We start from the raw sequence: 23666 nt of genomic DNA on the forward strand, positions 1-23666 counted from the left end.
GTTGAAGCCGATGTTTTTTGATGCTTTGGACGGTTTACTTTAGACGTGGAATGGCTTGCTTTGGACGCGGAGCGGCTTGCTTTGAGCGCGAAGCGGCTTGGCGCCTCGCTTTGGACGCGATCAAAAAAATCCGAAGAAATGGACGCGTCCATTTCCTCGGATCTTTACTTCATTCATCAAACAGCTACAATGTTGACCAATCTGCCTGGAATCGCAATGACTTTCTTCAATTCCTTGCCTTCAATCCATTGCTTCACATCTTCGTCAGCAAGTGCGACTTTTTCAAGCTCTTCCTTCGTAATGTCTTTTGCGACATTGATTTTCGCGCGGACTTTCCCGTTGATTTGGACAGCAACTTCTACTGTTTCATCGAATAGTTTCGATTCATCGTATGTCGGCCATGCTACATAAGAGATGGATTCGCTATGGCCAAGCTTCTCCCATAGCTCTTCAGCAAGATGTGGAGTAATCGGTGAAATCAGTGTGACAAAACCTTCAACGAATTCTTTCGGAATCGAATCGGCTTTATATCCTTCATTGATGAACACCATCAATTGAGAAATGGCAGTGTTGTTGCGCATTCCTTCAAAGTCTTCGGTCACTTTCTTCACGGTTTGGTGGTACACCTTTTCAAGTGCACCGCCCGGCTCCCCGCCAACTTTGGAGCTAAGTGTACCGTCTTCGTTGACGAATAGGCGCCAGATGCGGTCCAAGAAGCGGCGGGATCCATCGAGGCCGTTTGTCGACCACTCTTTGGAAGCTTCAAGCGGTCCCATGAACATTTCGTATAGACGAAGCGTATCTGCCCCGTGGGAATGGACGATGTCGTCAGGGTTGATGACGTTGCCAAGCGACTTGGACATTTTCACATGCCCTTCCCCGAGGATCATTCCTTGGTTGAACAATTTTTGGAATGGCTCTTTCGTTGGAACTACACCGATATCGTAAAGCACCTTATGCCAGAATCGTGCATATAGAAGGTGAAGCACCGCATGCTCCGCGCCGCCGACGTAGATGTCGACCGGCAGCCAGCGTTCTGCAAGTTTCGGATCGATAAGCATTTCGTCATTATCCGGGTCGATGTAGCGCAAGTAGTACCAGCAGCTTCCCGCCCATTGCGGCATCGTATTCGTTTCGCGGCGACCTTTCATGCCAGTCTCCGGATCGACGACGTTGACCCACTCTTCGATATTCGCAAGCGGTGATTCGCCTGTTCCGCTCGGCTTGATGTTGTCCGTCTTCGGCAGCATCAATGGCAATTCGGATTCATCGACAGGAGTCATTGATCCGTCTTCCCAATGGATGATCGGAATCGGTTCACCCCAATAACGCTGTCTCGAGAATAGCCAATCGCGTAGGCGATACGTGATTTTCTTCTCGCCTTTGCCGTTTTCAACGAACCAAGCAATCGCTTTTTCGATTGCTTCCTCTTTGCCAAGGCCATTCAGGAAATCTGAGTTGATATGCTCGCCATCTCCTGTATATGCCTCTCTTGAAATATCTCCACCTGCAACGACTTCCACAATCGGCAACTTGAATTCAACCGCAAACTCGTAATCTCGCTCGTCATGCGCAGGAACCGCCATGATGGCGCCTGTTCCATAAGAAGCAAGGACGTAATCCGCAATCCAGATCGGCATCTTTTCGCCGCTCGCAGGGTTGATTGCGTAAGCGCCCGTGAATACGCCAGTCTTTTCTTTTGCAAGGTCTGTACGTTCCAAGTCGCTCTTCGTTTTCACTTTATCCAAATAAGCGTCAACAGCTTCCCTTTGTTCGGCTGTCGTAATCGTATCGACAAGCTTATGTTCAGGAGCAAGAACGGCATATGTCGCACCGAAAATCGTATCCGGACGTGTCGTGAATGCTTCGAATGAAAGATCCGTTCCATCGATTTCGAAAGTCAGTTGAGCTCCTTCAGAACGGCCGATCCAGTTGCGTTGCATATCTTTCAAGCTTTCCGGCCAATCAACATCTTCAAGATCCTCAAGCAGGCGATCCGCATATTCGGTAATTCGCAATACCCATTGGCGCATCGGGCGGCGTTCGACTGGATGGCCACCACGTTCGGATTTACCGTCGATGACTTCTTCATTCGCAAGTACCGTACCAAGCGCCGGGCACCAGTTGACTGGCACTTCATCGATATACGCCAAGCCCTTTTTATACAATTGGATGAAAATCCATTGCGTCCATTTGTAATATTTCGGATCTGTCGTATTCACTTCACGGTCCCAGTCGTAGGAAAAGCCGAGGTCATTCATTTGACGCTTGAATGTCGCGATGTTTTTGGCAGTGAATTCCGCAGGGTCGTTCCCAGTATCGATTGCATATTGCTCAGCAGGCAATCCGAAAGCGTCCCATCCCATCGGGTGAAGGACATTATAGCCTTGCTTCCGTTTGAATGAACTTAAGATATCCGTTGCGATATAGCCTAGCGGGTGCCCAACGTGAAGTCCCGCTCCGGAAGGATAAGGGAACATATCAAGCGCGTAGAACTTCGGCTTGGATTCGTCATTGACCATTTTGTACGTCTTATTGTCTTTCCAGTACTGCTGCCACTTCTTTTCGATTTCTACATGTTTATAACTCATTGCTGTCATTCCTTCCCTCTATATTCAAAAAGCGCTATGCGGTTCGCGGAAATAAAAAAACTCCCGTCCCTTAAAAAGATAAGGGACGAGAGGTGTATGTACTCCCGCGGTGCCACCCAAATTGACGGCAATGCCGCCCAACTTGTTTCCTTAACGCGGAAAACGGCACCGGCTACTATTCGTTCACCGATACAGGCTCGAAGGCGAGTTCATCGTAGTCGTACAGGCTTGCACCAAACCGCCTGCTCTCTTCAATCGACTGGACCGATTACTGATTCCTTTTCAATGCCAACGCTATTTGAATTCAGTTTATTGTAGTGTACCCGAAATTGTTCCGAAATACAACTAGATGTCTTAAATTTCAATGGAAGTCTCTAGGAAATCCGATGGGTCCATGGCCCCTTTTTGGTAATAACTTTCCGGATTCAATAGATAACTTTGCATATTCAATAGATAACTCCATCGATTCGATAGATAAGTCGCCATATTCGATAGATAACTCCACATATTCGATAGATAACAAAATGCCAAGCCCATTAATGAGGACTTGGCATTTGATTTGGCGATCAACCAATATTCACTTTCAATTCCGCTTCCGTCGAATTCACAACATCTTCAACTGTAAACCCTTCGAACACTTCCTTCAATTCCAGACCATCAGGCGTCACATCGATCAAAGCACGTTCCGTGATGATTTTATGGACGACGCCTTTTCCTGTCAACGGCAAGGAGCATTCTTTCTTGATCTTTGCCGAGCCGTCTTTCGCGACATGGTCCATGATGACGATGATTTTTTTCGCGCCATGTACGAGATCCATCGCGCCGCCCATCCCTTTGATCATCTTGCCTGGAATCATCCAGTTGGCAAGATCGCCTTTTTCGGACACTTCCATGCCGCCAAGGATGGCGACATCGACATGCCCACCACGGATCATGGCAAATGATTCCGCACTATCGAAAAATGCGGATCCCGGGATTGTCGTCACCGTTTCCTTGCCTGCGTTGATCAGATCCGGATCGACTTGATCTTCCGTCGGATATGGTCCGATGCCGAGGAGGCCGTTTTCAGACTGCAGCACGACCGTCTTGTCATCCGATATATAGTTAGCGACTAATGTAGGCATCCCAATGCCAAGATTAACGTAATCGCCGTCGTTGATTTCTTTTTCCGCACGTCTTGCAATTCTCTCTCTGAAATTCATCATGAACATCCCCTCCCCTTATTGAGTCGTCAATCTCTCAATTCGTTTTTCCTGTTCCGCCTGCAATAAGCCTTGCACGTAAATGCTTGGAGTATGGATCGTCGCTGGATCGAGTTGTCCCGTCTCCACGATTTCTTCCACTTCTGCAATCGTGATCTTGCCTGCAGCCGCCATCATCGGATTGAAGTTTTGAGCGGTCTTGTTATAGATCAAGTTTCCGATTTTATCCGCCTTTGCTGCGCGAACCAATGCAAAATCGGCGACGAGCGCTTCTTCAAGGACGTATTCCTTGCCATTGAAAACCCTCGTCTCTTTGCCGTCCGCCACAGTTGTTCCCACTCCTGCAGGTGTGTAAAATGCAGGGATACCTGCACCGCCGGCACGAATCTTTTCAGCAAGCGTCCCTTGCGGAGTCAGTTCAACTTCGATTTCGCCTGACAGCACTTGGCGTTCGAACTCCTTGTTTTCTCCGACATAGGAGCCGATCATCTTCTTAATCTGCTTTTCTTTCAATAAAAGACCGAGACCCCATTCGTCCACACCACAGTTATTCGAAATGATCGTCAAATCTTTGACGCCTTTTTCGACGAGTGCCAAAATAAGCTGTTCCGGGATTCCGACAAGTCCGAAGCCCCCCACCATTAAGGTGGAGCCGTCTTCGATTTGTGAAATCGCTTCCATAGCTGTTGTATAAATCGGTTTCATCTAGCATTCCCCCTTTGTATCTTTCAGAAAAATTACAACTACTCTCTATTCATTTAATCAAACTATTAAGCGGGACGCAATGTTCTAAACTGAAAAACCGAAAATCCTCATCGGATTTCCGGCTTTCGTTCAGTCTTAAGCGGTCGGTCGTAAAGAAGAGTTGTGACGATTGTAATGGCCATGAGACTCGTCAGCAGCAGAAGCATCATTTTCATGCCATGGATTTCAACGAGGATGCCCCCTGCCAATGGGCCGATCATGCGTCCGATTGTTGCAGCGGAGTTGACGATCCCTTGATAAAATCCGTCCCTGCCTTTTGGTGCAAGCTGGCTCGCCAATGTCGGGATAGCCGGCCATACAATCATTTCACCGAAAGTTAAGATAACCATCGAAACGATGAACATTTTGAATGAGCCTGCAAAACTGACGACGATGAAGGAGATGATGAAGATGACTGTCCCGATGATCATCTGCGCTTTCAGCTGCTTTTCAAGCCGCTTGATAAGCGGTTTGATAAGAGGTTGTCCAATAACAATCAGCAACCCGTTGATTGTCCAAATGAAACTATACTCTCTTAAGGTAATGCCTAGTGCTAGAGCATGCGTGGAAATCGTCGTCGACCATTGCGAATAGACGAGCCAGGTGATTAAATAACCGCCGACTAAAATGAGTAATGCATAGAAAGGGGCTTTATTCTTAATCCGCGCAGTTTCCCGGATGACGTCCGTATGGCGATCGGGTGCGATTTCCAGTTTTTTATATCCGAAGTACGCAATGAATAGGAAAATGACATAGAAAACCAAATTCGCAAAATATATATAATCGATATGCACGGAAGCTATCAAACCAGCGAGTGCGGGCCCGATCGCGACTCCGACATTTTGCGCCAAATAGATCGAGTTGAATGCCTTCCTGCCACCCTCAGGCCAAATTGTTCCGACCATCGCATACATGCTTGGAAAGATGATACCGCCGCTGAATCCTAATACGGTAAGCAAGATGATATATGGATACCAATCATGGTCGTATACGAGATAGGCAAGCGCCAAAATCGAAATGATGATGCCTGCCATGATTGATTTAAAACCGCCGATCCGGTCAAATAAAAAACCGCCAAGCAGATTCCCGACGACACCAGCTCCTGCGTTCGCCATCAGGACAAGACCGGCGACCGCCAACGACTTACCGAGATATTCATGCATATATATCGTATTCAATGGCCAAAGGAACGAGTTCCCTATGACATTGACAAACATTCCTATGATGAGGAGCCAAACTTTATTGGGTATTTCCATTTTAGGCATTTCCTTCGCCTCCGATCTCTATCTACTACTCGTGAAAGCTATTTCGAGTGTATGTCTTTTTCTGGATTCAGACAACAAAAACGGAATATGTTCCGCAATTCAGATGACACTGATCGGATCCAAAATGGTACAATCTACTGTTAGAGGAGTTGAAATGATGGATGACTTCATTTATCCGTTCCCTACTGAGGGGAAACGGTACCATACATGGTCCAGACATTTGAAAGGTGAATTCGGGTTCAAAATATTCAAGGTCGCTCTTGATGCCGGCTTTGATTGTCCGAACCGCGACGGCACAGTAGCTTTCGGCGGCTGTACATTTTGCAGTGTCGCAGGCTCAGGCGACTTTGCAGGAGACCGGGCAAAGCCGATTGAAGTCCAGTTCAATGAAATCCGCGACCGGATGCATCAGAAGTGGAAAGAAGGCAAGTACATCGCCTATTTCCAAGCGTACACGAATACACATGCCCCGCTGCCGGTTTTGAAGGAGAAGTTCGAAGCGGCCCTAGCCCAACCTGGTGTCGTCGGCCTATCCATAGGTACACGCCCCGACTGCCTTCCCGATGATGTCGTCGACTATTTGGCAGAGTTGAATGAACGGACGTATTTATGGGTCGAATTAGGCTTGCAGACCGTGCATGAAAAGACGGCCAAGCTCGTGAACAGAGCGCATGATTACGCCACTTACGTTGAAGGCGTGGAAAAGTTGAGGCGGCATGGAATACGCGTATGCACCCATATCATCAATGGCCTTCCGCTCGAAGATAGAGAAATGATGATGGAAACGGCAAGACAAGTGGCGAAGCTCGATGTGCAAGGCATCAAGATCCATTTACTGCACTTGTTGAAAGGGACGCCAATGGTCAAACAATATGAAAAGGGTTTGCTGGAGTTTCTTGAGAGAGATGAATATATCAACCTCGTCGTCGATCAGCTTGAAATTCTTCCGCCAGAATTGATTGTCCACCGGATCACCGGGGATGGTCCGCTCGATTTGATGATCGGTCCGATGTGGAGCGCGTCGAAGTGGGATGTGCTAAACGGCATCGATAAGGAATTGGAACGCCGCGACAGCTATCAAGGTAAGTATTACAGTAAGGAGACTGAACGTATATGAGTGATATTTTATTGCATCGTGTCTTGCCTTTTTCGAAACGGTTGATCAGCGAAACGGTTCTGCCGGGTGAGACGGTTGTCGATGCAACTGCGGGAAACGGGAATGACACGTTATTCCTCGCGGAGCTCGTCGGTGAAGAAGGCCGCGTTTTCGCTTTCGATATCCAGCAAGCTGCGCTCGAGGCGACTGCAAACAGATTGGACAACCTCAATGACCGTGTCTCATTGATTTTGGACAGCCATGCGAATGTGGATACATACGTCAAGAAACCGATCGGCGGAGCGATGTTCAATTTAGGGTATCTTCCGTATAGTGAAGATTTGTCCATCATCACAAAACCGGATTCCACGATCGAGGCTGTCGACAAGCTGCTGGGCATGCTTAAAAAGGGTGGAATTATAACGATATCCGTCTATGATGGACACGAAGGCGGGAAGGAAGAGCGCGATGCATTGCTCGACTATGTAAAGTCGCTCCACCAGGCCGATGTTCATGTTGTCCGCTATGAATTGCTCAATCAACGAAAAAATCCCCCATTTTTGATTGCAATCGAAAAAGTGAGGGATTTTGATGAAGTTGTGCGCGTGGAAGAGTAAGCAAACGCTTGGAACCATTTTGGTCCAAGCGTTTTTTCATTCCCCGATTTGCCGGATATCCGCAATCGGGCCGAGTTTACCGAAGTCTTCCCGGTCCATTACGGAAATAAGTTTACGCGCGGTCTCTTCCGCACTGCTTAATTGACCTTGCTGTTTGTAGTCGACAAAACGGTCGTGCAATGGGAAATCTGCGGCATTGCTTGATCGGATCGTTTTCTGCATCCCTGTGTCGATGATTCCCGGAGCAATCGAAATGACATCTACAGGGTATTCGGCCTTTTCCTGCTCAAGCGATACGACGCGGGAGAAATGATCGAGTCCCGCTTTCGTTGTGCAATAAACGCCCCATCCTTCATATGGATTCCTGCCGGCTCCAGAAGATATATTGACAATCCTTTTTTGTCCTTCGAACTTTTCAAGCGCCGAGATGAATGCATTCGATAGAATCATTGGTGCCGTCAAATTGACAGCGAGCGCCTCTGTCAGCTTCTTTTCGTCTATCGTGCCGATCAACCCGATCGGTTCCACCGTTCCTGCATTATTGATCAACGTAAAGGAAGTTGCGGATGAATGGTTCTCTTCTACAATCCTTTTAATGATTTCAGCCAAACGATCGGTAAGAGAAAGATCCGCAGTCAGCAAATCTCCATCCCGGCTCTCATTCGTCCTGGCGATGCCGATCACCTTGTCCCCCCTCCCCTTCAACTGTTTCATCAATTCAGAACCGATTCCTTTAGATGCACCGGTAACAATAAATAAGTTCAATTGACTTCCCCTTTCATCTCGATGTCAGCCTGCCATGATTCCTCTTGAAATGCATCTTCCCCAATTTTCACTTTCTCTGGAATCTCGAAATAGGCAATCCAAATATATAATGCGATTGCAAGTATTGCGATTACCCCGATGATTAATCTTCTCTTCTCCATCTCCACTCCCCATTCCCTCACGTTTACATCATTTTACCATGATGGATGTGAGATTGGAGCAATTAAAATAGCCAACCCCTTCCAAATTAGAAGGGATTGGCCTTATCATCATTTCAATATTTTTATTTTCACGTCTTTCCTTCCCCATTTAAACGCTTCGCTTTTGCTTGGGAAGAAGACATCGATTTTATTTCCTTTAATCGCGCCGCCAGTATCGCCAGCGATGGCATATCCGTATCCTTCCACGTACACTTTCGTGCCTAATGGTATAATGGATGGGTCAACAGCAATCACTTTAGCATCGGGATTGCGCTTCAAGTTGATGCCCGTTGAAGTGATTCCGGAACAGCCGTTGCAATTCGCTGTATACGCACTTGCGGAAACCGTGATTTCCTTTACTACATTGTCATCATCGGATCGTGATGGTGTTTTGGCAACCTCTTTTTGAGAATCGGTTTGGACAACCTTCAAGTTCTGATTCGGATGAATGACGTCCGACTTCATGCTATTCCATGTTTGCAATTCTTTTACGGTAACATTATGGATATCGGCAATTTTATAAAGCGTGTCACCTTTTTTGACCTTATACGTTGAAGAGGCTGCAAAACTTTCGGTCGTACCACCGATCAATAAAACTACTGTAAAGATAATCGTCACAATATGTTTTCTCAAGTTTTCTACTCCCCGCCTTTTTTAGTCTACTCATAGATTAGCAGTGGAGTATTACATGCATGTTACAGTTTGCAACCATTCTTATTACAAAAGAGAAGTGAATATTACGATGGAAGGAAGATGGGATTGACAGAAATTTTAGTAAGAAATGCTAGAAAGAATGAAGCAAAATCCCTTGCTGACTTGCTTTCACGATGCCAGTGGTTCACTTACGGGGAGCTGTTCACAAACGCCTATATTGAGCGGTTAATTGAGAATTATTACAATGTCGAACGCGTCAAACAGGAAGTCACAACAACCGACAAAAAGTGGCATGGCTATATTGTCGCTGAAATGGAAGGAAACCTCCTAGGAGTCATTGGCGGCGGGATGAAAAATGAGGCCGATGGAGAGATTTACGTCTTCTATGTTGCCCCTGAAGCTAGAGGCAAAGGAATCGGTACAAGACTGCTCGATTTTTATACAAAAGTACAAAAGCATACGTATGGAGCGGATCGGCAGTGGGTTTCGGTTGCAAAAGGAAATATGTACGGAATTCCATTTTATGAATCGAAAGGTTTTATTTTTAAGCGGGAAGAGGTATCATATGGTGCGACCGAAGAGGATGAAGATATTTCTCTCGTTTATTCTCGCAGTATCTAACCGATATATTGTATATAAAAATTTCATCCTGCTTTCTTTTCATGTATACTACTAGTACTAGAACTGAAGTAGGAATTAATTTCAAATTGCAAGCAGGATGGTGATCAGCAATGCCGATACCTTCGGAGCATCAAAGACCGACACGTGTTACAGCGAAAGAAAGTGCATTTACTCAATTGCAGCAATGGATTATCGATGGGACATTGCAACCCGGTGAAAAGTTGAATGATATTGAATTGGCGGAAGCACTTGGTGTAAGCAGAACGCCGATCCGCGAGTCGCTTCAGCTGCTGGAGGTCCAAGGGTTCGTCAAGATGTATCCGGGAAAAGCGACACAAGTGACAGAGGTGGACAAGGAGTCGATCAATGACCTTTTGCCGCCCCTAGCCGCCATGCAAGCGTTATCCACGGAACTTGCAGCCCCTAACTTGGATGAAAACGTCATAAAGGAATTGGAAGAGACGAATGATCGTTTCGCCAAGGCTGTCCAGAGAGAGGATTATTTCACTGCTTTGAAAATCGACGAAGACTTCCATCAAATCATCGTCGACCAAGCGGCGAACAAATATATTCATTCCATCGTAGCTTCGTTGCAAACCCATGTACGTCGATTGTTCTTCCATAACTCGATCATTTTGACGGAAAAGTCGATCGACGAGCATAAAGATATTATCAGATTGCTGACAGAAGGCAATGGGGAAAAAGCAGCATCGATCATGCGTGAAAACTGGCTTCGTGCTATTGATGAATTTCATTCAAAGAAAACAGACTAAAAAAGCACTCCAACTTCTTATATGGCCACTGATAAAGTCCATTAAAGTCAGTACCCCCTTGGAACACTGTTGATTTGCGCTTCAGGCGGCCGCTTTCCGCGGGGCGGGCGGTGAGCCAATCGAACAGCGAAGGGTTCGATTGGCATTTCTGCGCCTTTCGCAGAAATTAAGGCATCCTGGTCGTAACGGCTTTCGCTGGAGTCGCCGCCTTTCGCTCCAATCAACATCAAGGATCACAGTGCTAGCTGCTTGAAATACAATGAGCCCAACATCATTGGGATTGATGTTGGGCTTCTTGCGTCTGCTGTTTAATAGGTCGACCATAAATCAATTTTCATTCTTTCACAGTGACCACTTTCAATGACGTAAATGGTTGTCGATGAATGGTGTAAAATAGCTTAGAGTCACCAGAAACCTCTAACTCCCTGTCAATTCCATCCCCTAAGAGCATCATTTTTTGAATAGATGGATCAATTACTTTTCCATATAACACAGATCCCTTTGATCCTTTTTTTGTCTCAAAATCAAAACCAGCAATTGTATAAGGTAATTCTCCTTCGACATCGACATCGAAATCGAAATATGGTTCATTCCTAAACCAACTATACCCTTTTTCACTTTCAATAATATTCGCTATACTAAGCGCTCCTTCATTTTCAAAAAAAATGATCATTTCTCCTTCGTACTCTTCAACAGACAAAACAGCAGATTCGTCAATTCCCTCTTGTTTTAGTCCGGATTCAATAGCCTTCTCTTTGGTATCGTACCAATCGGAACTATCTTTTTGACTGCATCCGACAAATATAAACAACAATATGAGACTACCTAATAATACTTTTCTCAAGGTATCACCGCCTAATTCTGATGGTGGACTAACTTATAGGATTCTTCTATGCAAAAACGGACGCCGTCACTTATGCCTTTTTTAAGCCCTCTAATTAAATGACTGGTCTACTTTATTTTCATCTTGCAAATGTTTTTGTATGACCGTTTCTACCTCAACTTCGTTTCGATAAAATCACTCAGATGAGTTTTTAAACCCGATTTTATAGAAGACTTCCCCGCTCCTAAGTAAATAGACGCCAAGCAATAACTGAACAATAGTCATAATAAGGTTTTGAAGTACGAATTCCATTTGAGCACTTGTATTGATTAATGTTGTAGATGAAACAAACATGATATTAGCCACTAATTGAAACGCCTTTGGGATTGAAAAAATAATCAAACCTAACCCGGCTAATTTCATAAAGAGCATGAACAATTCACCTTCTTTGTCTTTTTGTTCCTCAACAGAACCTCGAAAAGCAAATTGAATGATTGTCTCACCGCTTTTTAACAAGTAAACTCCAAGTGCCAAAAGCAAAACAGGATATACGGCTTGGAAAATAAGCGTGAGACGATAATTCATTAAATCATTATGATTCATCAGCTCTGATAGAGTGTAGATAGAGTTGAAGGCAAAAACAACGGTAACTGCATGAGTCATACTCCAAATGATTGTTAACATACCGATAATTTTTAAACCAGCACGGAAAAATGCTGTAGGCTGAAACATTGGAACCCCTCCTTTTAATATGTTTACTTGCCATAACGCTTGAGTATTTTTCGCTTGCACTTATTAAATTGAAGTTCACATTCCTACATGTGTTTTTGGTCGATCAGCATTTAGCACTTTCTGATTAATAATGATACGATTCATCCTCTATAAAGTTCCAAACATTATTCCAGTAATCTTATTTTGCATTAAAACTAGCAGTGCATCTGAAATGATAACGGGTTCGGAACACGTGAAGAAAACATTAAATCACACATAAATTTATGTGCCTCTGCTAAATGCACTGCTAATAAGTATGTTAATAAGTGGTTTGAAAATTGTTTTGGAATTGAATGATACCATTGAAGTGTTTGGTATAGTGGTTGCTATGTATTTTGGGACACCTGTTGCTTGTAGTGCAGGCGCTCGACTCCTGCGGGAATAGCATGAGCCTTGAGACCCCGCAGGGAAAGCCGTTACGAAGAACGGCTTTTGCGACCAAAAGCGAAGCGCTGGGAGCACCCCCCGAGGAGGCTCAAGCCATGCCCGCGGAAAGCGAGCGCCGGAACGGAAAGCAACAGCCTGTTGACATCATAGTTCCTTAAATTCATTAAGAGCAAAAATACATTCAAGAAAAACACTTGACTACGGGTAAGAAAGCGTCCGCTCACAGTGGATATCAACATTTCTATCCTTTTCTATTTTTAAAGAAAAAAGACTGTAGACAAGCACCGAAATTCTTGGTGTTTGTCTACAGTCTAAGCACTCCATTTTTTAATTGGAGTGCTCTTTATATTGCACCGATGGCTGAAATAACTTGGCGATGATGCCTGTAATCAGCATGATAATCACTACCGGAAGAAGCCAGCCAAGGCCTTCGCTGTAGTACGGCAAAATAGTATCATAGAAATTCACAATATTGCTTAGCCAGTTCGGCCACTCCTGTTCAACTATTCCCAACGTCCCGTAGAGAGTCTTCACACCATCAATAACACTTATCAAAAATGCAACTGCTGTTGCACTGACGTAGACGATTCTCGAATGATTGAACAATGGTGAAGTGAATGTAAGCAACATTAGCACGACAGCAAGTGGATATAAAAACATCAATACTGGAATTGAATACGTAATAATATTGGACAATCCGAAGTTTGAGACAATGAAGCAAAATATCGTGAAGATCATTACAAACGACTTGTAGCTCACTTTAGGAATAATTGTATGGAAATATTCACCGCAAGCAGTCATTAACCCGATGCTCGTTGTTAAGCAGGCAAGTAAAATGATTACAGCCAACATAACTGAACCAAAAGTTCCGAAGTAATGCGAAGCTGCACCGCTTAATACAGGACCCCCGGTTTCAAACAGACCAAATACTTCTGTTGTCGTCGCTCCAAGGTAGGCGATCCCTACGTAGATGAGTGCCAAAAATCCAGCTGCCACAAAACCGGTTTTCGCTGTTGCTGAAAGTATTTGGACATTGTTCGTAACCCCCATGGAACGGATGACATTAATGACAATAATGCCGAAGACAAGCGACGCCAAAGCATCCATCGTGTTATACCCTTCCATGAACCCTTTCATGAACGCAGCATCCGCATACACATCCACCGGGGATTGAATCGCTCCTATCGGATTGATAAAAGCTACGACAAGCAACACGAGCAATAAAACAATGATAGCCGGCGACATGATTTTCCCGATCCGGTCGACGATCTTTGCCGGGTTAAGCGATAGCCATAATGTCACCCCGAAAAAGATTAGTGTGAAGATGAATAAACCGATTTGCATATACTCTTCCGGAATGTATGAGGAAAAGCCAATATCAAATGCGACCGCTCCTGTCCTCGGAGCTGCAAAGAACGGACCAATTGTTAAATATAATAATGATGTAAATAATACGGCGTATACAGGATGAATTCGGCTCGCCAAATCCTGCAAGTTCCGGCTACCTGAAAAGCCAATTGCAAGTATGCCAAGAAAAGGCAATCCTACCCCAGTTATGAGAAAGCCGATGACTGCAGGCCACAAATTCGTCCCTGCATTCTGACCCAATTGAGCAGGAAAGATCAAGTTTCCGGCGCCAAAGAAAAGGGCAAACAACATGATTCCGATTAATAGATACGATGAAAAAGACAGTTTATTCTGCATAGTTTTTGAACCCCTTCATGTTGAGAATCACTCTTTTGTTGTATGCAATATATCGCATTTTTTTATATTAAACCCCTATGCGTTAAAATGCAACAGTAAATTGTTTCCTGAATATATTATTTTGTCGGTTAATCAGAGTAATTTTTACAATAAAAGAAGACAGGAGGTTCCCCTAACGGGTTCGGTTGATGGGGAGAAAAGTGCAATTAACAACGTAAATAACAGGTTAATTAGCTTATATTTCAACAGTGAAAAGCCATATAGAAAACAGTAAAAGCACTCAGAAATCTGAGTGCTTTTTAGCGTAATATTCTACTATCCTTATTGAACTAAAGCACCCGTTAGTTCAATAAGCACAAATAACAGGCAAGTGTGGGATGGCTCCTCACTACATTAAGGATTATGCCGCGGTATATGGAACCATACGTACAGCGGTGTGAGAGGTTGTAGTTTAGATTACTTATATTGTTCATTATGTCGTTTTAAAGCTTCCACTCCAAAGACTTCCTTAATGTAATATTTTTCTGCTTTTTCTGTCCGTTCATGCACGAATAGTTCAAGATCACCAGCTACATTATCAGCACTTTCTAAGCCTAATAGAAGAATATAGTCTTGAACGATATCTGAAAAATCACCATCCAGCCATTTATCCAGGATTTCATCAAAATACGAATCTTTTTCTACAAAACGTTTTAAATAAAGAAGATTTTCTTTGGCAATTTGACCTGCTTGGTCATTTTGTTTTCTTAATCTGATTTCATCATCGGAAACCGTGTTTGGGTTATCCATCGTTACTTTTTGACGAGCCATTGTATACATTGTGATTGCCATCGGAATTTGATATCGTAATTCGGCTTCCGAGTAATGATCAAGTTGCCCAGGAATTTTTTCAGCTAAAGATGGATCAGCAGGTGTAGATTGATCCTCATTTCCAGGATTCAAAGCACGGTGAAGAAATACAGCGTAATGAGCCCGAGTAACTTTCTCATTAGGCTTGAAATATCCCTCATAGCCAGTAGTGATTCCGTTAGAATACAGAGCCCTTACGTGTTTATTCCCCCAATGAGTGGAAGGAACGTCAACAAAGTCTTTGTTTGATTTCACAGTCAAATCAAAAGCTAAATCGATTACTTTGGCCATTTGTACACGTGTTAAAGAAGCTTCGGGATTGAAGTTTCCATTTTCATCTCCATCGATAATACCTGCTCTTTGGACCTTTTGAATGCTATCGTGGTGAGGATGTGTCTTTGGCACATCCTTAAACTCTTTTGTTTCCCTTACTGGTTCAAGGGACAAAACTCTTGATAACAGGGCTGCTACATGTTTACGACTAATATTTTCTGCTGGCTTAAATGTGCCATCGGGGTAACCGCTAATATAGCTTAAGTTATGCATTTCATTAATGAGTTCAAAATAAGGATTTTCGCTTGATACATCATTGAATGCTCCCTTAGCAAAAGTAATTTTATCTGCCTGAGCACTTTTAACGAGTACCTCATTAGACAGTGCAAAGACTGCCGAAGGGATAGCTATCGCTGTTGCCAAACTCGCAAGAAAAAGTTTTTTTGTCATGCTGTTCTCCTCCTATCAGTTAATTAAATAATGTCACTTCTTCTCTACCGAGTCGACTCCATAAAACAGTATGACCCGATTGTTGAATACAAATTAAACAGCACTCTTCAACTAAATTGCTCCTTTAGTTCAAAAAGGCTTAACCCCTTATTGAACTAAACTGCTGCGTTAGTCAAATAAGAAAAAATGCTGCACCCGTTAGTTAAATAATATTTTTAATCCAAGTCAGCATTCGAAGAACTTGGAATGGTTCAAACCAAGTAACTAAAAATAATATTACGAAAAAAGTAGTAAGTGATATATATTTTACACTTCCTTTTTCTTTTTTAGAGATAGCAATAAAACTAAATACAGCCCCTAATAATATTAAAATAACTCCAGTTAGTACAATAGGTTCAACATAATCATCTATAAACCAGTTTAATATAAAGAAAATAAGCCCTATAAATAAAAAGACTATTGAACTCACACTGAATAGCTTCATACGTACACCCCTATTAGTTTAATTATTATTATGACTTTAACAATTCATAAATGTTCCAATTCCCATACTAACCTATTCCTTCTAAGCAGGGCAATAATCTTCAAGTAAAGCACCCGTTAGTGAAAAAAGACTTACTTAACTTCAATTACAAAGGCATAACTCGAACTTCCCTTTTCCCACCGTGCGGAAACACTATAAATATAAACACCTTTTTCTTTTGGTACTACTAATACATTGTCATTTAATGAGGCATTTTCCACTTCATCGTTACTAAACCATATAGATGCGACCAACGTATTTTCTTGTGGTTTACGATTAAATTTTATTTTCAATTCAGCTCCAGGAGATACTGTAACAGGTTTAAGTTCGTGATGTTTAATAAGTTCCGGTGGGGAAATCATATCAACACATTGCCCCTTAATAAGCCCACCCCAACAATAAGAACCTTGTGCCACTTCTACTGTATTATTTTCAATAGTTATAGTTGGTTTAGGTGGTGTAAGGTTAAATACAAAATAAATCCCGGCTACTAACACAACTACTGCTAATAAAAAAATTAAAACCTTTTTCATATACTTCCCCCCTCATTGTTTCTAAAGACAACCTATTCCACTATACTGCACCGTTAGTTCGATAAGAAAATGTGCTTACTCCTTCTTGAAGTAAAGCACCCGTTAGTGAAAAACTCACTTTAAAAAGGGCTTGTCGAAATACTCCATTGCTAGTATTACTAGCCCCAAAATCGTTAACAACAATCCTACAACAAATGGGAAACCTAGGAATAAACTTTGAACAGCTTCATTCCCAAACCCATAGTATTGCTTTTCCCCAAAAATCGCATACCACAACTGTGAACCAGTCCAACTAGTCATGCTGGGCATATACATCATTGCCATCAGAATTATAGTTAGTGTAGTAAATATTCCCCCTATCATTACAAAACCGCCAATTACAGTCCTTTTCATTCTTTCGCCCCCAATCTCTATCTCCATGCAATTTAGATTTCCACTTGTTCTACTAACTGCTTCTTTAGTTGAACAAGAAAAAAGATGACTCTAAGCAGAACAATGATCTTTCAGAAAAATACCGATAGAGAAGTGTCACCATTCAACTATTACGTTGTTTTTTTCATCAAGAATCTTATAGTGAAAGCTTTTCGCTTGTTCATAAATACCATCTGGTAATTTCTCATATACAATATTGTCTGTTATTTTAACTTTTGAACTGTATATTTCATTATCCTCATCATCTTTCAATACATAGCTAACTGTCGTTGCATTGGGATAGTTAAACACTCCTCCCCATAAAGCTATAATCGAACTGTGTCCAACGGGGGTTACTTTAATGATTTCAAAATGATTTGTTATATCAACGTTTTGAGCGAATTCCCCTCCTGCATTGTATGCATACCTAGAATCTTCCTTAGTAAAAGTATTTAGGCTTAACATTGGTTGACCCGAATAATCTTCATTCAAGAAAAGAACAACTTTATCTATATCATCTTGAAACAAGATCTCAACATTGATTCTTCCATCTTTATCAATTGCATCCGAAAGTGAAGCAGAAGAACATCCTGCTAATGAGATCAATAATAAAAATAACAACAAATATAAATACCTCATTGAACTCCTCCCAATACTCTCTTTAGAATCATTTTTTGATTATTGAACAACACAATTGAAGTAAACTGCCCAAATTAGTTCAAGAAAAAAAGTGCCATTCCAGTTTATTAGAAACGCACCCTTTCCACACACTAATTTACATATATTAACTTATTCAACACAATCGGCATAATACCTTTTTCTTCAACTAAACTGCTCCTTTAGTTCAATAAGAAAAAAAGCTTTACCCCTTCTTGAAGTAAAGCACCCGTTACTTTAAGTACAATACTTCACAAACTTTTATTGAACATCAATATCAAATACCAAAGTAGTTTCACCATTTTTCCATTTCCCGACTACTTCATATACATAGTAGCCTTCTTCTGCGGGAAATGTTAATACATTCTCGTCTAATAGGACTTCTTCAATTTCACCATTTTCATTCCATTGATGAACAGTTATGTAAGTTGTTTTATCTTCAAGTACAATTTCTATTTTACTATTCTTTGCAACTGCTAAAGTGTCGAATTGTTCTGCTGCCTCCGTTGGGGAGAAAGGGTCTAATTTATTTATTTCTACCTCTTCATCCTTGTATGTATAGTATCCATGTATCAAATTATATTCTTTATTATCAACAATTATTTTTCCATCTAAATACCTTGAACTTGCTTCATCTTCAGCAACTTGACTACACCCTATAAGAATTATTGATGTTAAGAATAATAGAAAAAATCTACTCATGTGAATCCTCCCTTTTATTAAACATACTGTTTTTTCTTTATTCCTCATTTACACCAATTATTCTTAGAAAGAACATTTACCTTATTGAACTAACCTGCACCGTTAGTTAAAGAAGAAAAAGAGCCGTCTAAGCAGCTCAATGATCTTCAAGCTAAAGCACCCGTTAGTTGAAGAACATCGTACATTAGTTTTCCGTTTCTTTTTCGTCTCTCTCTTTGATATATCTTTCGTACGCATCTTTCACCTTGTCATTACTATTTGGTGGTACTACTTGTTTATGGACCTCACTAATTAAAATAAATGACCTAAAGATGACTCCAACAATAATTGCACATAAGATGTAAATTCCAATAGGACCGAGGAACGCCAAGATACCTAAAAGTCCAGCTAATAGAATGGATAACAATAACCTCACCAAAATCCCCCTTAATCTGACTACCTGTATTCCACTTAAAACCCCGATTGTTGACCATAACTTAAGAAACACTCTTCAACTAAACTGCACCATTAGTTGAAGAACATCGTTTCATAATCTTCAATATATTTTACCATGGATTTTTCATCTTCCTACTATATTTTTCTTTCCAATATCCATTTAGCAAGTGTTTTAACAAGTGAATTAGCAAAGGCACATAAATTTATGTGCTCTTGTTAATCCCCGTGCTAATTGCGGTTCCAGTTCGTCTATATAAATCATCTAAACGTTGATATAACAACAAAAACGGGGACACCAATTCATATGCGAATTGTGTCCCCAAATGCTGTGTTTTTTATTGTTTTCTCCCCATCAACCGAACCAGTTAAGGTTCCCCCCCTGCCTTCTTTTATTTCAATATAAATCGAGTGACGCTATGTCCTTCTCTGGACTTCTGTACTTCAAGTATGGCCGGGAAGGCAGTTTTCAACTCTTCCACGTGTGAGATGACACCGATCATTCTTCCCGACTTCTGTAAATCGATCAGTGTGTCAACCGCTTTTTGCAATGCTTCCTCATCCAATGTACCGAACCCTTCATCGATGAACATCGTTTCAATTGACACAGAACCTTGATAACTCTGAATGACATCCGCCATGCCGAGCGCTAAGCTGAGTGAAGCATTGAATTTCTCCCCGCCTGACAATGTCTTCACATCCCTATTTTGTCCGGTGTAGGCATCATATACATCCAGCCCTAATCCGCTTTGCTTTCCACGGACTTCCTGCCGATCGCTGCGGATCAATTCATATTGCCCGTTGGATAAATTACGCAGCCTTTCATTTGCAGACTGTATGATACGCTCCAAATAATCGATTTGAATGAAACGTTCAAATGAAAGCTTATGATCATTCTGACCACGGATGACATCGTATAAGTCCGTAATTTTACCGACTTGCCTTTCCAGATCTTCCACGTTTTTTGCTGCCTTTTCAATATCCAACTTCATTCGGAGCAATGCCTTTTCACATTCAATGGAATTATTCCACTCCGTGAATGCTTTTTCATATGCTGACTTCAACGATTGAATTGTCTCCAGTAAACCGTCCAGATTCGTCTGCTCTTTTCCAGCAAGGCTGGCTTCCAACTCAACAATCGCCTCCTTCACTGCATGAAGGCGCTGTTTGAACTGCATGACGTATTCCTTCAGAAGGAGCCTGTCACCCTCCGCCATCTTCGCTTGCCGGTACTCTTCTTCCGTACTGAATTCCGATTCTTGTAAAGCCTTGTGGAATCTATCTGCCGCCAGATCTCTTTTTCCAACGCTTTCATCTACAGATCTTTTCAAATGGTACTCTGAATTGACAGAAGTGGCCAGCTGTTCCTTTGCACCTTCCAAGTCTTTTCTTGCGCGTTGCCATGCTTCATCCATTTGTCGTTTCTGTGTTTCCATATCCTTGATTTCCGCTTGAAGACGAGTTAGATCCCGAAGCCCTTCCGGAATTGAAGATATCTCCCGTTTCAGTAATGCAGATTCCTGCGCATATAACGTTTTTTGTTCAAACAATGCCTGTTCGATCTCCGTCTTGCGGGCAATCCAATCAGTTGTTTCCTTGTCCGCTTTCTTTTGCTGCTCTTTAAGTGAAACGAGTTCAGTCCGTACAGTTTTTAATCGCTCCACTTTCTCAGCTGTTTCCTGCCCTTTTGCAACTAATGCTTCGAGTCCGTCAATGATTTGAAGCTCTTTCATTTCTTGTTCTTTTTCTGCAAGTAGGGCAAATACACTTTCACATTTCGCCTCAACTGATCGAAATGCACTTTCAACGTCCGCCAAATTCGACCTTTTTAAATCAAGTGCATCGCGGGAAACAGTTTCGGCATCATGACCGGTAATTTTCGCCGGGTGATGGGCGCTTCCACAGACAGGGCAAGCCTCCCCTTCCTGTAACGTCTGCGCCAAAAATGCGGCTTGATTATTCAACCAAGCATTTTGCATAGCCTCAAATTCATTTTTCGTTTGAATGAATTTGGCGGATGCACTCTCTCTCTTTTCTGTCCAGATTGTGTATTCTTTCTTCAGATTTTCAAAATCACGGACGGTCTTGTAATGCAATCTGATTGTGTTCAACTCTTCAAGCAGCTCGTCGTAATTGGTGATCGTTTGTTCCGATTTTTCGATTTGTATGTTCAGTTCGACCACTTTTCTTTTTTCTGTTTCCACCCTGTCAGAAGTCGCTGCGAATTCGCCTTCCAATTTTCCAATCTTCATTTTCAAATTCCGTACACTTGCTTCCTTGGCTGCCAAATCCGTTACGGCAGGGAGGTGATCACGCAGCCTGATGAGTCGTTCCGCAACTGCTCCTCTTTCTTGTTCTTTCCCCTCCTCTTCCTTATAGGCATGCTGATTCTCTTCCAGCCATTTCTTCGCATTTTGAAGTGCAGCGATTGCATTTTGGTGCTCCTTTTCCTTCGACTTTGCTTCTTCTTCCAACACTCGGAATTGGCTTTCGATTTCATGGATGATGGATGCCCGCTCGGCGTCAGCAATCCGCTTTTCCTTCACATCCACAGAAGAGATTTCCTCCTGTAATTTTTCAAGGGCGATTTTACGTTGATTTAGCTGCTCGAATTGCTCATTGCACTTTTTAGCTGCGTGATACGCCTCCAACATTTCAGCATGCTGTTGATAGGCAGCTGTATACTTTGCTTCATCCTCGGCACGCTTCATGCCATAATGGGAAATTTCCTTTTCGAGCCCACCCATCACTTGCGAAGCGTTTGCATACTCCTGAGATAAAACTTCAAAGATAAGTGACTCCCTCGGTGGAATGATGCTCGTAATTTGTTGGATAAATCCATCCATTTTCCTTTTTTCATCCATCAACTGTTGATTTGCATTGTCTCTTTTCATCTTCAAGCGATTTACGATTTCTCTGTAATCCTCCGTTTTGAAGATTTTCCTCATGATCGTTTCTTTATTTTCAGTATCAGATGTAAGGAACTTCCGGAATTCACCTTGTGGGAGCATGACGATCTGGCTGAATTGGGCTTGTGTAAAGCCAACAAGCTCCTCGACTTTCCGATTGATCTCCGAGACGATTTGCCGATCGACAAATGGCACTTCTCCGCCGTCCACCAGTTCAAAGAACTCACTTCTTGCAGTCGTCTCGCTTTTATTTCCACTTTTTGTATAGGGGATCTGCCTCATAATCCGGAACGCACGGCCATTTATTTCAAAAATCAATTCCACGGCTGTCTGAACAGCATCATCTGCAAAATCGCTTCTCATCGAGCGGAATTCCGTTCTGTCCTCTCCACTCGCCTGTCCATATAAAGCAAAACAGATTCCATCGAAAATCGTTGTCTTCCCAGCACCTGTCGCCCCGGATACAACGAATAGCCGATGGTCTTCAAGCTGGCGGAAATCGATCGTTTCCGTCCCTTTGTAAGGCCCGAAAGCAGTCATCGTCAATTGGATCGGCTTCATCTTTCAACGCCTCCTTTGACTTCCTGCAGAACTTCAGCAAAAATCCTCTCCGTTTCAGCATCAGGTTCCATATCACTCATCTGTGAATAAAAGAACCTGAACAGTTTCATATCATCCGGTTTCTCCGTGGCGGCTGCCGATTGATGTTCAATTGTAGCCGCTGTCCTCACCAATTTCCTTTCAATATGCATGGCATTCGGATAGACGGACTTCACTTTTTCCATCGGGAATAATACAGGCGTCTCGTCTTGCAGCTTCACAAATACATAGTCACTGCTAGGTGGATGTGCAAGAATATCATCCATCGTCCCCTCTACTGTACGCATATCATGCAATGGAGTCAGTGCTCTCTTTTCCACTTCCACATTACCTTCGTCGTCCATGTCCACGATGAAAAACCCTTTTGCATGCCGTTCTTCCGAAATCGAATATTTCATCGGGGAACCTGCATAACGGATTTTTTCATCTGAGACATAATGGGCCTGATGCAAATGGCCGAGCGCCGTGTAATCGAATTGTGTAAACAGATGGGCAGCAACATATTCCGCTCCGCCAATTGCGAGCGGACGCTCCGAATCGCTCGTATTCTCCTCTTCCTCGCCGAAAGGAGTGACAAAGGCATGTCCCACAAACACATGTCGGGCGTTCCGATCCATCGAGCCGCAAATTCGTTCTACCACTTTCTCCATCGCTGTATGATGGTCGACGACGTCGCCATCTTCGTATAAATGCTTCACAATCGACGGATCGCAATACGGTACGAGATGGAAATGGACCTCACCGAAAGAATCCGTCAGAACGACCGGCTCCGGTTGCGCAGACATTTGTCCCACGATATGAAAGCCGTTCGATTGCATTAATCTGCTGCCGAATTGCAGACGTCCTGGGCTATCATGGTTCCCCGCCACCGCAATGACCGGGGTTTTCAGCTCCATGACAATTTCCCAAAGTACTTCATCCAATAAAGCGACCGCTTCCGGCGGCGGAACCGCACGATCATACAAATCACCGGCAATGATGACCGCATCAGGCTTCTCCTCACGCACGGCATCGACGAATTGCCGTAGGACATGCCGCTGCCCATCCGTCATATACACGCCTTGCACCAGCTTGCCAAGATGCCAATCGGCAGTATGAAAAAACTTCAATACTC

24 protein-coding genes and 1 other annotated feature are annotated in these 23666 nt (G+C 42.9%); of the genes, 4 read left to right on the plus strand and 20 right to left on the minus strand.

Annotated features, from left to right (window positions below):
- Positions 1–176: 176 nt before the first annotated feature.
- The 5 genes from leuS to OC538_RS05385 form a co-directional block, all read right to left on the minus strand.
- Positions 177–2591 (minus strand): leucine--tRNA ligase, encoded by a 2415-nt coding sequence (leuS, locus tag OC538_RS05365; protein ID WP_262173557.1) that lies wholly within the window; start codon positions 2589–2591, stop codon positions 177–179.
- 78 nt (positions 2592–2669) lie between these two features.
- Positions 2670–2886, minus strand: a binding site (T-box leader).
- Positions 2887–2945: 59 nt separating this feature from the next.
- Positions 2946–3161: a hypothetical protein gene (locus OC538_RS05370; RefSeq protein ID WP_262173559.1), complete on the minus strand. Its 216-nt coding sequence runs from the start codon at positions 3159–3161 to the stop codon at positions 2946–2948.
- On the minus strand, positions 3158–3802 hold the full coding sequence (locus OC538_RS05375; protein ID WP_251701458.1) for a 3-oxoacid CoA-transferase subunit B: 645 nt from the start codon (positions 3800–3802) through the stop codon (positions 3158–3160). Before OC538_RS05375 ends, OC538_RS05370 begins: the two co-directional genes overlap by 4 nt.
- A gap of 9 nt (positions 3803–3811) precedes the next feature.
- Complete coding sequence (locus OC538_RS05380; protein ID WP_262173560.1) at positions 3812–4498, minus strand: CoA transferase subunit A; 687 nt, start codon at positions 4496–4498, stop codon at positions 3812–3814.
- A gap of 107 nt (positions 4499–4605) precedes the next feature.
- On the minus strand, positions 4606–5787 hold the full coding sequence (locus OC538_RS05385) for an MDR family MFS transporter (RefSeq protein WP_262175164.1): 1182 nt from the start codon (positions 5785–5787) through the stop codon (positions 4606–4608).
- 172 nt (positions 5788–5959) lie between these two features.
- On the opposite strand from OC538_RS05385, the gene OC538_RS05390 reads away from it, so the two are divergent.
- Both OC538_RS05390 and OC538_RS05395 read left to right on the plus strand, forming a co-directional pair.
- The gene (locus OC538_RS05390; protein WP_262173561.1) at positions 5960–6919 is read left to right on the plus strand and encodes a TIGR01212 family radical SAM protein; all 960 of its coding nucleotides are present in this window, start codon (positions 5960–5962) and stop codon (positions 6917–6919) included.
- The gene (locus tag OC538_RS05395) at positions 6916–7515 is read left to right on the plus strand and encodes a class I SAM-dependent methyltransferase (protein ID WP_262173562.1); all 600 of its coding nucleotides are present in this window, start codon (positions 6916–6918) and stop codon (positions 7513–7515) included. The genes OC538_RS05390 and OC538_RS05395 overlap by 4 nt, the downstream gene beginning before the upstream one ends.
- A gap of 36 nt (positions 7516–7551) precedes the next feature.
- Here the strand turns inward: OC538_RS05395 and OC538_RS05400 are convergent, their stop codons facing one another.
- From OC538_RS05400 to OC538_RS05410, 3 genes are all read right to left on the minus strand, one after another.
- Entirely contained in the window at positions 7552–8280 is a 729-nt protein-coding gene (locus OC538_RS05400) for an SDR family NAD(P)-dependent oxidoreductase (RefSeq protein ID WP_262173563.1), read from the minus strand.
- The gene (locus tag OC538_RS05405) at positions 8277–8441 is read right to left on the minus strand and encodes a hypothetical protein (protein ID WP_251701463.1); all 165 of its coding nucleotides are present in this window, start codon (positions 8439–8441) and stop codon (positions 8277–8279) included. The genes OC538_RS05400 and OC538_RS05405 overlap by 4 nt, the downstream gene beginning before the upstream one ends.
- A gap of 108 nt (positions 8442–8549) precedes the next feature.
- On the minus strand, positions 8550–9113 hold the full coding sequence (locus OC538_RS05410; RefSeq protein ID WP_262173565.1) for a LysM peptidoglycan-binding and 3D domain-containing protein: 564 nt from the start codon (positions 9111–9113) through the stop codon (positions 8550–8552).
- 126 nt (positions 9114–9239) lie between these two features.
- On the opposite strand from OC538_RS05410, the gene OC538_RS05415 reads away from it, so the two are divergent.
- On the plus strand, positions 9240–9755 hold the full coding sequence (locus tag OC538_RS05415; RefSeq protein ID WP_262173566.1) for a GNAT family N-acetyltransferase: 516 nt from the start codon (positions 9240–9242) through the stop codon (positions 9753–9755).
- A 110-nt stretch (positions 9756–9865) separates the two neighbouring features.
- Positions 9866–10528 (plus strand): GntR family transcriptional regulator, encoded by a 663-nt coding sequence (locus OC538_RS05420; protein WP_262173568.1) that lies wholly within the window; start codon positions 9866–9868, stop codon positions 10526–10528.
- Positions 10529–10862: 334 nt separating this feature from the next.
- On the opposite strand, the gene OC538_RS05425 is transcribed toward OC538_RS05420, so the two are convergent.
- From OC538_RS05425 to OC538_RS05480, 12 genes are all read right to left on the minus strand, one after another.
- On the minus strand, positions 10863–11372 hold the full coding sequence (locus tag OC538_RS05425) for a hypothetical protein (protein ID WP_262173570.1): 510 nt from the start codon (positions 11370–11372) through the stop codon (positions 10863–10865).
- A 174-nt stretch (positions 11373–11546) separates the two neighbouring features.
- Positions 11547–12083, minus strand: coding sequence for a hypothetical protein (locus tag OC538_RS05430; RefSeq protein ID WP_262173571.1), 537 nt, complete (start codon positions 12081–12083; stop codon positions 11547–11549).
- A 753-nt stretch (positions 12084–12836) separates the two neighbouring features.
- On the minus strand, positions 12837–14213 hold the full coding sequence (gene brnQ, locus OC538_RS05435; RefSeq protein WP_251700689.1) for a branched-chain amino acid transport system II carrier protein: 1377 nt from the start codon (positions 14211–14213) through the stop codon (positions 12837–12839).
- Between the two features lie 456 nt (positions 14214–14669).
- The gene (locus OC538_RS05440) at positions 14670–15785 is read right to left on the minus strand and encodes an S-layer homology domain-containing protein (protein WP_262173572.1); all 1116 of its coding nucleotides are present in this window, start codon (positions 15783–15785) and stop codon (positions 14670–14672) included.
- Between the two features lie 202 nt (positions 15786–15987).
- On the minus strand, positions 15988–16269 hold the full coding sequence (locus OC538_RS05445; protein WP_251693435.1) for a hypothetical protein: 282 nt from the start codon (positions 16267–16269) through the stop codon (positions 15988–15990).
- Between the two features lie 131 nt (positions 16270–16400).
- Positions 16401–16841, minus strand: a complete 441-nt coding sequence (locus tag OC538_RS05450) for a hypothetical protein (protein ID WP_262173574.1) — start codon at positions 16839–16841, stop codon at positions 16401–16403.
- A 114-nt stretch (positions 16842–16955) separates the two neighbouring features.
- Positions 16956–17234, minus strand: coding sequence for a hypothetical protein (locus OC538_RS05455; protein WP_262173575.1), 279 nt, complete (start codon positions 17232–17234; stop codon positions 16956–16958).
- A 135-nt stretch (positions 17235–17369) separates the two neighbouring features.
- On the minus strand, positions 17370–17891 hold the full coding sequence (locus OC538_RS05460; RefSeq protein ID WP_262173576.1) for a hypothetical protein: 522 nt from the start codon (positions 17889–17891) through the stop codon (positions 17370–17372).
- A gap of 279 nt (positions 17892–18170) precedes the next feature.
- Positions 18171–18611 carry a hypothetical protein gene (locus OC538_RS05465; RefSeq protein ID WP_262173577.1) on the minus strand — a complete coding sequence of 147 codons (441 nt, stop codon included), beginning with the start codon at positions 18609–18611 and terminating at the stop codon, positions 18171–18173.
- Between the two features lie 184 nt (positions 18612–18795).
- A complete protein-coding gene (locus OC538_RS05470) occupies positions 18796–19026 on the minus strand; it encodes an ATP-dependent Lon protease (RefSeq protein WP_262173578.1) in 231 nt (76 codons plus the stop codon).
- A 409-nt stretch (positions 19027–19435) separates the two neighbouring features.
- The gene (locus tag OC538_RS05475; RefSeq protein WP_262173579.1) at positions 19436–22513 is read right to left on the minus strand and encodes an AAA family ATPase; all 3078 of its coding nucleotides are present in this window, start codon (positions 22511–22513) and stop codon (positions 19436–19438) included.
- Positions 22510–23661: an exonuclease SbcCD subunit D gene (locus OC538_RS05480; RefSeq protein ID WP_262173580.1), complete on the minus strand. Its 1152-nt coding sequence runs from the start codon at positions 23659–23661 to the stop codon at positions 22510–22512. The genes OC538_RS05475 and OC538_RS05480 overlap by 4 nt, the downstream gene beginning before the upstream one ends.
- Positions 23662–23666 lie beyond the last annotated feature (5 nt).

Source organism: Saccharococcus sp. Marseille-Q5394 (genome assembly GCF_946901335.1).
GTDB classification, from domain to species: domain Bacteria; phylum Bacillota; class Bacilli; order Bacillales_A; family Planococcaceae; genus Sporosarcina; species Sporosarcina luteola_C.

Excerpts from the sequence above, each read along its gene's own strand:
- OC538_RS05450 (WP_262173574.1), bottom strand. The coding sequence starts at position 16,841 with ATGAAAAAGGTTTTAATTTTTTTATTAGCAGTAGTTGTGTTAGTAGCC.
- OC538_RS05465 (WP_262173577.1), bottom strand. The coding sequence starts at position 18,611 with ATGAGTAGATTTTTTCTATTATTCTTAACATCAATAATTCTTATAGGG.
- OC538_RS05405 (WP_251701463.1), bottom strand. The coding sequence starts at position 8,441 with ATGGAGAAGAGAAGATTAATCATCGGGGTAATCGCAATACTTGCAATC.
- brnQ (WP_251700689.1), bottom strand. The coding sequence starts at position 14,213 with ATGCAGAATAAACTGTCTTTTTCATCGTATCTATTAATCGGAATCATG.
- OC538_RS05475 (WP_262173579.1), bottom strand. The coding sequence starts at position 22,513 with ATGAAGCCGATCCAATTGACGATGACTGCTTTCGGGCCTTACAAAGGG.
- OC538_RS05455 (WP_262173575.1), bottom strand. The coding sequence starts at position 17,234 with ATGAAAAGGACTGTAATTGGCGGTTTTGTAATGATAGGGGGAATATTT.
- OC538_RS05390 (WP_262173561.1), top strand. The coding sequence starts at position 5,960 with ATGGATGACTTCATTTATCCGTTCCCTACTGAGGGGAAACGGTACCAT.
- OC538_RS05460 (WP_262173576.1), bottom strand. The coding sequence starts at position 17,891 with ATGAGGTATTTATATTTGTTGTTATTTTTATTATTGATCTCATTAGCA.
- OC538_RS05440 (WP_262173572.1), bottom strand. The coding sequence starts at position 15,785 with ATGACAAAAAAACTTTTTCTTGCGAGTTTGGCAACAGCGATAGCTATC.
- OC538_RS05380 (WP_262173560.1), bottom strand. The coding sequence starts at position 4,498 with ATGAAACCGATTTATACAACAGCTATGGAAGCGATTTCACAAATCGAA.
- OC538_RS05445 (WP_251693435.1), bottom strand. The coding sequence starts at position 16,269 with ATGAAGCTATTCAGTGTGAGTTCAATAGTCTTTTTATTTATAGGGCTT.
- OC538_RS05395 (WP_262173562.1), top strand. The coding sequence starts at position 6,916 with ATGAGTGATATTTTATTGCATCGTGTCTTGCCTTTTTCGAAACGGTTG.
- OC538_RS05375 (WP_251701458.1), bottom strand. The coding sequence starts at position 3,802 with ATGTTCATGATGAATTTCAGAGAGAGAATTGCAAGACGTGCGGAAAAA.
- leuS (WP_262173557.1), bottom strand. The coding sequence starts at position 2,591 with ATGAGTTATAAACATGTAGAAATCGAAAAGAAGTGGCAGCAGTACTGG.
- OC538_RS05430 (WP_262173571.1), bottom strand. The coding sequence starts at position 12,083 with ATGTTTCAGCCTACAGCATTTTTCCGTGCTGGTTTAAAAATTATCGGT.
- OC538_RS05420 (WP_262173568.1), top strand. The coding sequence starts at position 9,866 with ATGCCGATACCTTCGGAGCATCAAAGACCGACACGTGTTACAGCGAAA.